Genomic DNA, 11,662 nt, shown 5'->3' with positions numbered 1-11,662 from the left:
CCTGACATGAGCCGACTTGATAGCATGCTGCGCAGATTTACAGCCCAACGCGATGGGTTGAACTGGAGCGCAGACCATATCGCCGCTTCAGAAGGTGATATTCTGGACATGGGGCTTGGCAACGGGCGCACGTATGATCACCTGCGTGAATTGTTCCCCAATCGCCGCGTCTGGGTGATTGACCGTGTTCTCAAATGCCATCCGTCCTGCGTGCCCCCTGCAGAAGATTTCCTTCAAGGTGAAGCGGAACCAATGCTGGAAAAACTGGCCGCCTCCGGGCATAAGATTGCACTGGCGCATTATGACTTTGGTTTTGGTGTCAAAGAAAAAGATGTGGCCGAAGCCGCCCGCCTCTCACCCTTAATTGCGCGTGTGATGCAACCCAACGGCCTGATCATTTCCGGGCAGCCCTTAGTGGGCTTAACCCCGATCGCAGGACCGCAGGGTATCCCAAAAGATCGCTACCATTTTTACCATCTATAAATCAGCCAGTTGCCGCGCGCAAAACAGTGCAATGTGGCGCTCGCCTGATCGCAGCCGCCGCGCGTCTCGCGCGGCGCTTGGCCCAACGCCCAGCCTACTTTTCAAAGCTGGCAATGGGGGGCGGGAGCTCCCCCCGTTTGCCTCTAAGCCACGCGCTGCCCACGTGACCACACACCACGCAGCACGGGTGTCTGATCTTGCACACGAAAGCGTATGAGATCAGCGCGTTTCCCCAACGCAATCCGGCCTCTATCCGATAAATTCACCGCATCAGCCGGTGTCTGGGTCACTGTCGCCAATCCACGTGCCATATCTCCCCATATGTCACCCAGTAAAATGGCTGACATCAGCAAGGCTGCAGGCACATAGTCAGACGAAACAATATCCAACAGCTCTAGCTCAGCCAGATCACGCGCCGCAACATTGCCCGAATGCGATCCCCCACGAACCAGGTTGGGGGCTCCCATCATAACCTTTATCTCATGCGCGCGACAGGCTCTTGCCGCCTCAACAGTTGTTGGAAACTCCGCAAGACGAATACCATAGCCTGCTGACACGGATACCTGCTCTTCGGTTGTGTCATCATGACTGGCAAGTACGGCGCCAAAACGAGAGGCCGCAGCAACCGTCACTTTCTCATGCTTTTCGCCATAAGTGGCCCGCATTTCTTTCAGGGACTGAACATGCGCCTGAAATCCGGCGTCATCAAACCCATGTTTGCCCTTCACATAGGCTTCCAGTTTGGAGATATCGCGAAACTGCCGTTGACCTGGAGTATGATCCATCAATGAAACAAGACCTACACGATCATCCCCGGTAAATTCATTCAGCTCCGCCACAAGCGTTTCAGAGCAGACCTCCGCCCGAAGATGTAGAAAATGGCTGATTTTTAAGACCTGTTGCGCGCGCAATTGCCAAAGCTCATTTGTCAGATCCCGTGCATATTTCCCGTAGCGCGCTTCATTCTTGACGATCGAGCCAACGCGCAGCGCATCAAAAACAGTCGTAATACCGCAGCCAGCCAGTTCTGCATCATGGGCCATAATCGCTGCCGCATGTGGCCAGTCGACACTCGGGCGGGGTTGAATATGGCGTTCTAAGTTATCTGTATGCAACTCCACCAATCCGGGTGCCAGGAAATCGCCTTCGCAGTCCAAGGCGCCTTTGGGGGCGTTCACACCCGTAGCGATATCCACGATTTCACCATTTTGCACTTTCACACTGCCATGCAATGTTTCATCCGGCAAAACTAGGATCGCATTGGCAAAGATCATTTCATCTGTCATCTGATCATTACACCTTTCAGGCTATGTGCTCGGCCAGACATAGGAGGCCAATGTGACATTCACGCGATACGCGATTTATTATACCCCTCCAAAGGGGAGCATCTGGGGACAGCGCGCCTCGCATTGGCTGGGGTGGGATATGGAGCAAGGAACACATATTCCGCATCCGACAATTTCGAACTTGGACATATCTGGCATCACCCAGACGCCGCGCAAATACGGGCTTCATGCCACTTTGAAACCGCCGTTTCGCTTGGCCGATGACATGAGTTTGACCGAGCTGACCGAAGCCTGTGAAACCCTGGCCAACGGTTTGTCTCCTGTCACGCTTAACGGGCTTGAGCTTGCGCGACTTGGTCGTTTCCTCGCATTGCGCACAATCGGTGACGAAACCGCTCTGGCAGAGTTTGCGGCGACCTGCGTCACCACATTGGATGCGTTTCGTGCCCCGGCCAGCGATACCGAGATCGCCAAACGACGCGCTGGTGGATTGACGGCGACGCAAGATGCGCATTTGCTGCGCTGGGGATATCCCTACGTGCTTGATCAATTCAAATTTCATATCACGTTGACAGGGAAACGCCCCAAGGCCGAGCTTTCCGCGATTGAAACCGCACTTCGGCATCATCTGGTCCCGTATCTGCCCGCCCCCTTTGAGATCAATGAGATCGCACTGGTTGGCGAGGCTGAGGATGGACAGTTTCATATGATCCATCGTTATCCTCTTGGCGGGTAAAGAGCGTGCTGCGCGGCCATGACAGCCGCATCAAGTGAGCCGCTGTTGTCGATTTCAATCACCTGCAACAGACCGTCCGGTAAAGGTTTTGTCGCCCGCGCAAGACGCAACAGCTGCTCGCTCTTCGTTTCGCGATCTCGCATCTTTAGCCGCGCGGCCAGCACATCTGGCGTCGCGGTCACTGAAAAAACGACAAACGGATCAAACAGGGCCTGAGCTTCCAGCAAAACCGCGCGTGAGAAGTTCACCAACACACCGCCGCCCTCGCAGCGCTGGCGCTGGAGGTCCGCCGCTGGCAACCCGTAGTACAAACCATGCGCTTGCCAATGAAGCGCGAAGGCTCCAGTCTCTTGCAAATCCTGAAATACAGCCTCCGAAACAGCTTGATACTCTTCACCACCAGCATCCGGAGTTCTTGTAATCACCCGTTTGAGCAGACTTAGCCGTGGCTCGGCCTGAGCCAGCGCAAGCATTAAACTGTCTTTGCCAACTCCAGAGGGACCGACAACCGCGATAACAGGGCCAAGTTCAGACATCATGCCACCCGACTGGGCGTGAAGTCTGAGACATCTACAAACCTGTCACAGACCGCATTGCGCGCCGCTTCATCATGAAAGATCCCAATGATTGCCGCACCACGTGATTTGGCGTCGATAATCAAAGACAACACCGTCGCGCGATTTTCGGCATCAAGGCTGGCAGTTGGTTCATCCAGCAAAAGCGCTGGATAAGTATGGGCAAACCCCCTTGCAATATTGACGCGCTGCTGTTCGCCACCGGAAAACGTCGTCGGAGAAAGCCCCCATAGCCGTTCGGGTATATTCAACTTTGTCAATAATTCTGCCGCTCGTGCTTGCGCCTCATCGACTGCAACCCCAAGCGCCAGCAACGGCTCTGCGACTACATCCAAAGTGGCCACCCGTGGCACGACCCGTAAAAATTGGCTCACATAGCCTAGGGTATCACGTCGAAGCGTCAGAATTTCACGTGGCGCTGCTTGTGCAACATCTACTGTTCCAATCTCTATTTGCCCCGCAGCCGCAAGATAATTTCCATAAATCAAGCGCATGAGTGTGGATTTACCTGCGCCAGAGGCTCCGATAAGCCCAACACACTCACCTGCAGCCACCTTTAAGTTTGCATGTTCCATCACGGGGATCACAGCACTGCCCTGATTGTGCAACGTGAAACTTTTACTGACGTTGATAAGTTCAATCACTGCTCTCTCTCCTCAAACCTGTAGCACGCTAGAGACCAAAAGCTGTGTATAGGCGTGCTGTGGATCATCCAGCACCTGATCGGTTAACCCACTTTCAACCACATGGCCGTCTTTCATCACCATCAAGCGATCCGCAAGCAACCGCACCACCGCAAGATCATGGGTCACGATGATCGCGCTCAGACCGAATTCGCGGACCAAACCTCGCAACAGATCTAACAGGCGCGCCTGTACACTCACATCCAAACCACCTGTTGGCTCATCCATGAAAACCAGCCGCGGCTGCGTCACAAGATTGCGCGCGATTTGCAAACGTTGCTGCATCCCACCGGAAAAGGCGCTCGGACGGTCGTCGATACGATTGCCCTGAATTTCCACTCGTGACAGCCAATCCGTGGCTTGATCACGGATATCACCATAATGGCGCGCGCCCACAGCCATCAGTCGCTCTCCGATATTGCCGCCTGCGCTTACATTCATCCGCAAACCATCGCGCGCATGTTGATGCACAAAGGCCCAATCAGTCCGCGCAAGCATCCGACGTTCAGCTTCTGCCATAGTAACGGTATCCACCAAACCATCAGCCCGCGTCGAAAAAAGCACTTTACCAGCGTCCGGTGAAACATGCCCCGCCATGCAGTTCAAAAGCGTTGATTTGCCTGAGCCACTCTCCCCAACGATCCCCATTACTTCGCCGGGGAATAGGTCAAACGACACCGACGCACAGCCAATCCGAGCGCCGTAATTCTTTGCAAGGTCTCTCACTTGCAACAATGGTTGATCCATCAACGTCTCATCCATCACGCGACCTCCCCGGCCAAACGGCCTTTGTGCCCAGCGCTTTGCCGCTTCGCGCAAAAATCTGTATCTGAGCACACGAACATACGGTTACCCTCATCATCGAGAATAACCTCATCCAGATAGCTGTGTTCTGCTCCACACAGATCACATGTGTGAGCCGCTTTACTGGCTTCAAATGGGTAGTCGTCAAAATCCAGAGAAACCACCTCGGTATAGGGAGGAAGCGCATAGATACGCTGCTCCCGGCCCGCACCAAACAATTGGATTGCAGCCATCGTCAATTTTGGATTGTCAAACTTTGGGATTGGCGACGGATCCATCACATAACGGCCTGCAACTTTCACCGGATAGGCATAAGATGTTGCAATTGCCCCATGTTGGCTGATGTCTTCGTATAACTTTACATGCATCAAACCGTATTCCTGCAGACTGTGCATCTTACGGGTCTCGGTCTCTCGTGGCTCAAGGAACCGTAGGGGTTCAGGAATAGGCACCTGATATACAAGGATCTGGTCTTCGTTCAGGTCCGTTTCAGGAATACGGTGGCGTGTCTGAATGACGCTCGCCTTGGTTGTCTCTTCAGTGGTGACAATCCCTGCCGTGTTTTCAAAGAATTTGCGAATAGAAACCGCATTTGTTGTGTCATCCGCGCCTTGGTCGATCACCTTCAAGGTGTCTTCGGGCGTCAATGTTGCGGCTGACACCTGAACGCCGCCAGTTCCCCACCCGTAGGGCATTGGCATTTCCCGGCTGGCAAAAGGCACCTGATAGCCGGGTATCGCAAGCCCTTTCAAGATGGCGCGGCGGATCATACGCTTGGTCTGCTCATCCAGATATGCAAAGTTGTAATCAGACATTTTAGACCTCAACTTTTTTCTGACCAAATAGAAGGCCCATTACATGTTTGAACTGATGTTCCTCGCCATCGCAGTTGCGATCTGCTTCTTTCTTTTTCGCTCTCATCAGCGAACACAGGCGCGCCGAAAAAGCCTGCACCAGAAAAATGATGGGAGCTGGGCTTGGGTGGAAGCCGATGGTACAAAAAAATCCTCCCAGATCTGCCCGTATGAACCCGGCGGTGCCTGGACAACTGACAGTGGGAGCAGCGGAGGTTTTGATGGTGGAGACAGTGGTGGAGATTAACAGCGTCATGCTTCGTTCTCCTCGTCGGTCATGCTATTCGCCCGTAGTTTACGCACCAGCTCCAACTCTGCTTGGAAATCAACGTAGTGCGGCAACTTGATATGCTCCAGAAACCCTGTCGCCTGAATATTATCACAATGGCTCAAGACGAATTCCTCGTCTTGAGAGACAGCACCAAGGTTATCTTCGCCAAGCTCTTGCCATCGCAAAGCGCGATCAACCAAGGCAACCGCGATCGCCTTGCGTTCTGCTTGCCCAAACACCAAACCATAGCCACGCGTGAATTGGGGCGGTTCGGTTTTTGAGCCCTTAAACTGGTTCACGGTCTCACATTCGCTAAGCTCGACCTCACCAATTTCGATGGAAAACCCAAGCTCTGGAATCTCCATTTCGACAGGAACACGCCCAATCCGTAGCTCACCTACAAACGCGTGATTGCGCGCATATCCGCGCTGCGTTGAATAAGCGAGCCCCAGCAAAAACCCTTCGTCGCCACGGGCAAGCGCTTGCAAGCGCGTTGCACGGTCACTTGGAAAAGACATCGGCCTGCGCGTTATGTCTTTTGGCTCCTGGTCAGAATGCGGCTCTTCCTGCAGGATATTCTCAGCCTGAAGCATTGACGCAATGTGCGGCGTGTCATCCTCTCTTGCTGTTGCAGTCGTAGCTTTTGCCACTTCACCGCCGTCCGCTGCCAATTTAAAATCTAATAAACGGTGGGTGTAATCAAAGGTCGGCCCCAGAACCTGCCCCCCCGGCGCATCCTTAAACGTGGCCGAGATCCGACGATCACAGGTCATGCGCCCTGTGTCCACGGGATACGAATACCCAAATCGGGGCAAGGTGGTACGATAGGCGCGGATCAGAAAAATCGCTTCGATCAAATCACCACGGGCTTGTTTAATGGCGAGTGCGGCAAGATCGGGATCAAACAACGACCCTTCAGCCATCACCCGATTGACCGAAAGACGTAATTGTTCACGGATTTGCGCAAGGCTCAGCTCCGCAACAGCAAGGTCTCCCCGGCGTTCCTCTGCGAGCCAGGCATGCGCATTGTCAATCGCCCGTTCGCCCCCCTTAACTGCAACATACATCGCTTACCCCTTTGGTGTCACATGCGTTGAACGGGGCAGAGCATAAATCTGACTGCCATACGTAAAGAAGAAATCCAGCCCCTGCGGATAGAGTGTTGCATTGTGCTGAAACCGCGCGATATCGGGCAGAGCCATCTCAGCTCGTTCATTGATGCCTGGTCCTTGCAAAATCGCGTTTTTCGCACCTTGCACCGAGCTCTCGACAATCAAGGTTGCCGATTGATCCGGATATTCAGCGGTCCCGGTTCTATATTGGGTCAAGGGCATCAATTCGTACCAGCCACCTACTGCGAAATCAGCTTCCTCGGCCGATACAAAAGGTGCATTTGTGTGAAACGTCAGCCAATCTCTCACCTCGGCTCGATCCACATCTGGCGCCAAAAAAATGCCCGTCTCGGGGTCACAAAGGGTCAACAGCAATGTGCCTGCAGCACAAGAAAGCCCCTGCGGCGGCTCCCCTCCTGCAAGGTTCTGCACCTCTCCAGGACGCGCAAGCACAGACATCACAGTGCGAAACGCACGCGCTGCATCAACAGCTGGATCAGCAAAACCGCCTGAAAATACATGTGCCCCCATGATCAGTCCTCTCCTCGCACCAATGTAAAGAAATCAACCTTGGTGGCCGCGGCCTTTTCTGCCCGCACGCGCTTTCGCGCGTGACGCGCTTTGCGCAACGGCGCCAAAATAACCTCATCAAGAATATGCGCGCGGGAGCCCTGCATCAGCGCATCAATCAAAGCCACAGTCTCAGCTTTTACTTTGTCGCGCCCCTGCACATAACCATGGCCCACTGTTCCATCTGGCAACGTGAGCGCACAGCGAGTCACCGTCATCTCACCCAGATTAAACGGCGCACCTGTCCCGCCCATGCGGGCGCGCGTCATAACCGCACCCACTTCCGGCGCCCGCAGCCAATCAAATTCAGGTGTAAAACCACTCTCGTGCCAAAGCCCTTGTAGTTGCGCCGCATCTGCGGTTGCCAACACGCTCAACCAAGCCTGTCGCGGAGTTTGATCAGAAGCTGTTGTCATTTCTACCTCTTGGCAAACTTGTCTACATAATATAGACAACTATACAAATTTTAATGCAGAGACTTCTTCCTGGCAATCAGGGATTTGTAAATCTTTCGCGACAGTTTCTGAGGACGCCCCAATGGCCCGAACCGCAATCTGGAAATCCATCGCTCAATCCCTAACCCGCGACATTGCGGACGGGCGCTATGCAACGGGTGCAAAACTCCCCTCAGAGGCACAGCTGTCCGCGCAATTTGGCGTAAACCGACACACCGTAAGGCGCGCACTTGCAGAGCTTTCTGAACAAGGTCTTTTGCACGCTCGGCGTGGCGCGGGTGTCTTTGTCGCGACGACACCTGCTGACTATCCCCTTGGAAAACGTGTAAGGTTTCGTCAAAGCCTTCGGGCGGCTGGGCACATTCCGGGTGGTGAGCAGCTCGCCATTACAACACGTAGCGCGGACCCAAAAGAAGCCGAAGCATTACAGGTCTCAGCCGGAACCCTCATCCACATCTGCGACGCACTGTCTTTCGTGGATGGGCAGCCAGTTGGTCTCAGCCAAAGCTGTTTTGATGCAGAACGCTTTCCAGACCTCCCTAAAATTCACCGCGACACGAAATCTGTAACCGCAACATTTCACGCACTGGGCCTGAACGATTACACACGCGTCTGGACGCGTATTACAGCCATCTCAGCGTCTCCGATTCAGGCAGGTCATCTCCGACTGACAGAAGGTGACCCATTATTACGGTCTGAATGCGTCAACGCAGATCTGTCGGGAACACCCATCGAATACGGCATCACCTATTTTGCGGGCAACCGGATCGCGCTCACGGTTGATGGAGAGGCGTTAGAGGCTTAATTCACCTTACAACACATTCCATACATACGCACGCAGATCACACAGCGATCTGCCAAGCCCAAGGCGCATAGGCTCGCCCTATCAGGACGAGCCTGAGGCGCGGGAGCCCCGCCTTTGCGCGACAAAGGCCTTAGCTGTACTTCTCAAGAAACGTCTTGATTGGCAGTGCTCTAAAATCAGGAAGCGCTTGGCGTAAACGCTCATGCGACCAATCCCACCACGCGATCTGCAACAAGGTGCTGATTTCATCCGGGGCAAACCGATACCGTATCAAGCGTGCTGTATTGCCACCTACTATCGCATAAGGCGCAACATCTTTGGTCACCACCGCTCCTGACGCCACAACCGCGCCGATCCCGATCGTCACCTCAGGTTTGATCAACGCCCCATGCCCAATCCAACTGTCATGGCCAATATGGGCAAGACGGCTGGCACGGTGCTGGAACCAGCGCGCATCGTCCTCTGTATCGTCCCAATAAGACGCAGAGCGATAGAGAAAATGGTGCTGTGAGGCCCGCGTCATCGGGTGATCAGTGGCCCCCACACGCACCATGCTGGCAATATTAGCAAATTTTCCAATCCGCACATTCGCCAAGTCACACAGACGATCACAATAAGAATAATCATCAAATGACACATTGTTCAGGCGTGTCTGCGCCCCAATCTCCACGAACCGGCCAAAATGGCTTGCGTTACTCACACATCCTTCATGAAGGAATGGCTCCTCTCCCAGCCTAGCCATTCGCGCTTTCCGTTTCACCAGTGATCAAACGGCGACGCAACCAGCCCGAAAACCAATCCATAACCATGACCATCAAAACGATGAGAACCATATAATAGGCGACCTCTTCCCAGTCTTTTTGGGTGATAATCGCCTGCGTCAGCAACAGGCCAATACCGCCGCCCGTGATCGCACCGATAATCGTCGCGCTGCGCGTGTTTGATTCAAGAAAATAAAGCAGCTGACTCAGCAAAACAGGGGTGATCTGAGGAATGACCCCAAAGCGATAACGTTGCAGCGGTTTTGCTCCGGTGGATTGTACGCCTTCGATTTGCTTTTGATCAACGTTTTCCAATGCTTCTGAGAAAATCTTCCCAAACGTCCCAGTGTCTGTGATCAAAATTGCCAGCGCACCTGTCAGAGGCCCCGGCCCAAAGGCACGTGCAAGCACCACCGTCCAGATCAATGAATCCACCCCGCGCAGAAAATCAAACAGGCGCCGTGTTGCAAACCGCAAGCTTCGCAGTGGCATGAAATTCCGTGTCGCAAGAAATGCAACAGGCAGTGCAACAATTCCGGCTCCAAAAGTGCCCAATACGGCCATCAGGAGGGTTTCGCCCATCGCCCAGGCAACATCAGCATGGCGCCACATCTTATTGTTCCAAAATGCGTCCCAAATTGCGCCAGCCTCTCCCTGCGCAGCATGCTGCAGCAAAGCAACGGGACCCATCCCATGATAGGGGCTATCAAGCGTGAAAAAGAACAGCTCCCACCCCGTAAAATAACGAAAAACCTCGGCTCTGTTTCGCGTGATGGTCAAACGTCCTGCATCCGTCGTGATGCTCAACCGGTTTTTCGAAGCGTTAATCCACTCTGGCACCTCTCCAGCAGGCAATTCAGCCTGCACGCCCGCACTACGGCTTGGCGTCGCGCGCACGACCCCATACCCCGGAATCGTATAGCGGATGGTTTCAGGCCCAAAAATCACTTCATGGCCATTTTGCAGATCAATGACAGTGGTTTCTCCAAGCGCAACCCAAGCCGGAGCTTCACCTGCTGGATAAGCTCCCTTTCGCTCTCCCTCAATCGCGACGCGCACTTCACCGTTGCGATTGTCACGCGTCACATGCGTTTTATAACTATAACTGTCACTCACCAACGTGTTGGCATTTTTCCAGCTCGCTTTCGCCCAGAGGTCAGGCACATCAAACGCAAAGAAGACATAAGTCAGATATGAGAGCAGCAGCAATGGCAAGGCAAAGTTGATAAGGCGTTTCCTGTGAAACAATCTCGTCATGTCAGCTTTTAGATGCATGTGCGGTTCAGATGAAATATCCGTATGTGTCATAGAACCTCTCCTTTAAGCCTGTGCGCCGCTACGCGTGCCATGTGTCAATCGATCACGCAAAATGCCTGACAGCTGGTCGACCACAACAATCGTCACAAACAGCAAAATAAAGATAGCAGCAGCTTCATCATACCGCCCCTTCCCCCAGGACATCGCATTTTTCAGCTCGTAACCCACACCGCCTGCTCCAACGAAACCGAGGATCGCAGAGGCCCGGATATTGATTTCAAATCGCAACAGCGCATAGGAAACATAGTTTGGCCCGACCTGTGGAATAACGCCCAGATACATGCGTTGAATCCAGGTGGCGCCAACAGAAGCCAACCCTTCGACTGGCTTAAGGGAGGCGTTTTCATTCACTTCAGAAAACAATTTACCCAGCGCACCCGCTGTGTGAATGGCAATTGCAATCATCGCAGGCACTGGGCCGCCGCCTAAAAGAAAGATCAAAACCAATGCAATAACAATCTCGGGCACAGCACGGCAGATATCCATGACCCGGCGAAATATAGGAATAAGGCGCGGCCAGCGCGCCAATCCTCGGATCGACAAAAGCGATAGAACCGTTCCCAGCATCGCTCCAAATAGCGTAGAGGCTGCTGCGATATTCAAAGTCTCGATCAAGGCCGGGAAGAAGTGTGCAATATGACCGGGCAGCTCAGATGCCTTTTCCCACGCTTCGCTCAATACTTCGGTGGGATAGTCAAAGATCCGTGTGATCCCATCCCAAAAGCCACCCGCATTGCGCGCATCAGCGGTCTGAAAACCAGCAACCATCATTGCCACAAAAAACACCAGCAAAATAGCGCCATAGACACGTTTGCGCTGCGTCATAGCAAGGTAGCTCTCGCGTATCTCCACTGTCTGTGTAGGCGCTGCTGTCAGATCTGCCATCGGGAAAAGTCCAGTCAAATAGTTACCCGTACCAAACGGGACAAACAGAAATTACGGGGCTCAGG

15 protein-coding genes are annotated in these 11,662 nt (G+C 53.6%); 3 read left to right on the top strand and 12 right to left on the bottom strand.

Features of this window, described 5'->3' with window-relative positions; genetic code table 11:
• Positions 1-6 precede the first annotated feature (6 nt).
• A complete protein-coding gene (locus tag BLP79_RS01415) occupies positions 7-483 on the top strand; it encodes a class I SAM-dependent methyltransferase (RefSeq protein ID WP_090215080.1) in 477 nt (158 codons plus the stop codon).
• A 143-nt stretch (positions 484-626) separates the two neighbouring features.
• On the opposite strand, the gene BLP79_RS01410 is transcribed toward BLP79_RS01415, so the two are convergent.
• The gene (locus BLP79_RS01410) at positions 627-1,769 is read right to left on the bottom strand and encodes an alpha-D-ribose 1-methylphosphonate 5-triphosphate diphosphatase (protein WP_090215077.1); all 1,143 of its coding nucleotides are present in this window, start codon (positions 1,767-1,769) and stop codon (positions 627-629) included.
• A gap of 52 nt (positions 1,770-1,821) precedes the next feature.
• Between BLP79_RS01410 and BLP79_RS01405 the strand changes: the two genes are divergently transcribed.
• Positions 1,822-2,505 (top strand): DUF1045 domain-containing protein, encoded by a 684-nt coding sequence (locus tag BLP79_RS01405; protein ID WP_090215070.1) that lies wholly within the window; start codon positions 1,822-1,824, stop codon positions 2,503-2,505.
• Here the strand turns inward: BLP79_RS01405 and phnN are convergent.
• Genes phnN through phnG form a run of 8 tightly spaced genes read right to left on the bottom strand, consistent with a single transcriptional unit; the run spans position 2,487 to position 7,790 of the window.
• Positions 2,487-3,041 (bottom strand): phosphonate metabolism protein/1,5-bisphosphokinase (PRPP-forming) PhnN, encoded by a 555-nt coding sequence (gene phnN / locus BLP79_RS01400; RefSeq protein WP_090215673.1) that lies wholly within the window; start codon positions 3,039-3,041, stop codon positions 2,487-2,489. The genes BLP79_RS01405 and phnN overlap by 19 nt on opposite strands.
• On the bottom strand, positions 3,041-3,724 hold the full coding sequence (phnL, locus tag BLP79_RS01395; RefSeq protein WP_090215068.1) for a phosphonate C-P lyase system protein PhnL: 684 nt from the start codon (positions 3,722-3,724) through the stop codon (positions 3,041-3,043). The genes phnN and phnL overlap by 1 nt, the downstream gene beginning before the upstream one ends.
• Positions 3,725-3,736: 12 nt before the next feature.
• Positions 3,737-4,525 (bottom strand): phosphonate C-P lyase system protein PhnK, encoded by a 789-nt coding sequence (phnK, locus tag BLP79_RS01390; RefSeq protein ID WP_232716335.1) that lies wholly within the window; start codon positions 4,523-4,525, stop codon positions 3,737-3,739.
• Positions 4,525-5,382 carry an alpha-D-ribose 1-methylphosphonate 5-phosphate C-P-lyase PhnJ gene (locus tag BLP79_RS01385; RefSeq protein WP_090215065.1) on the bottom strand — a complete coding sequence of 286 codons (858 nt, stop codon included), beginning with the start codon at positions 5,380-5,382 and terminating at the stop codon, positions 4,525-4,527. Before BLP79_RS01385 ends, phnK begins: the two co-directional genes overlap by 1 nt.
• A 1-nt stretch (position 5,383) precedes the next feature.
• Positions 5,384-5,677: a hypothetical protein gene (locus BLP79_RS01380; RefSeq protein WP_090215062.1), complete on the bottom strand. Its 294-nt coding sequence runs from the start codon at positions 5,675-5,677 to the stop codon at positions 5,384-5,386.
• The gene (locus tag BLP79_RS01375) at positions 5,674-6,759 is read right to left on the bottom strand and encodes a carbon-phosphorus lyase complex subunit (protein WP_090215059.1); all 1,086 of its coding nucleotides are present in this window, start codon (positions 6,757-6,759) and stop codon (positions 5,674-5,676) included. Before BLP79_RS01375 ends, BLP79_RS01380 begins: the two co-directional genes overlap by 4 nt.
• 3 nt (positions 6,760-6,762) lie before the next feature.
• The gene (phnH, locus tag BLP79_RS01370; RefSeq protein ID WP_090215055.1) at positions 6,763-7,335 is read right to left on the bottom strand and encodes a phosphonate C-P lyase system protein PhnH; all 573 of its coding nucleotides are present in this window, start codon (positions 7,333-7,335) and stop codon (positions 6,763-6,765) included.
• 2 nt (positions 7,336-7,337) lie between these two features.
• On the bottom strand, positions 7,338-7,790 hold the full coding sequence (gene phnG, locus BLP79_RS01365) for a phosphonate C-P lyase system protein PhnG (RefSeq protein WP_090215053.1): 453 nt from the start codon (positions 7,788-7,790) through the stop codon (positions 7,338-7,340).
• 121 nt (positions 7,791-7,911) lie between these two features.
• On the opposite strand from phnG, the gene phnF reads away from it, so the two are divergent.
• The gene (gene phnF, locus BLP79_RS01360; RefSeq protein ID WP_090215051.1) at positions 7,912-8,634 is read left to right on the top strand and encodes a phosphonate metabolism transcriptional regulator PhnF; all 723 of its coding nucleotides are present in this window, start codon (positions 7,912-7,914) and stop codon (positions 8,632-8,634) included.
• A 130-nt stretch (positions 8,635-8,764) separates the two neighbouring features.
• On the opposite strand, the gene BLP79_RS01355 is transcribed toward phnF, so the two are convergent.
• Genes BLP79_RS01355 through phnE (BLP79_RS01345) form a run of 3 tightly spaced genes read right to left on the bottom strand, consistent with a single transcriptional unit; the run spans position 8,765 to position 11,597 of the window.
• A complete protein-coding gene (locus BLP79_RS01355; protein ID WP_090215049.1) occupies positions 8,765-9,376 on the bottom strand; it encodes an LbetaH domain-containing protein in 612 nt (203 codons plus the stop codon).
• Positions 9,369-10,703, bottom strand: coding sequence for a phosphonate ABC transporter, permease protein PhnE (gene phnE / locus BLP79_RS01350; protein ID WP_090215047.1), 1,335 nt, complete (start codon positions 10,701-10,703; stop codon positions 9,369-9,371). The genes BLP79_RS01355 and phnE (BLP79_RS01350) overlap by 8 nt, the downstream gene beginning before the upstream one ends.
• 12 nt (positions 10,704-10,715) lie before the next feature.
• On the bottom strand, positions 10,716-11,597 hold the full coding sequence (phnE, locus tag BLP79_RS01345) for a phosphonate ABC transporter, permease protein PhnE (protein WP_090215045.1): 882 nt from the start codon (positions 11,595-11,597) through the stop codon (positions 10,716-10,718).
• Between the last annotated feature and the right edge of the window lie 65 nt (positions 11,598-11,662).

This window comes from Epibacterium ulvae (genome assembly GCF_900102795.1).
In the GTDB taxonomy this organism is placed as follows: Bacteria; Pseudomonadota; Alphaproteobacteria; order Rhodobacterales; family Rhodobacteraceae; genus Epibacterium; species Epibacterium ulvae.
This window is presented reverse-complemented; position numbering and strand designations above follow the sequence as displayed.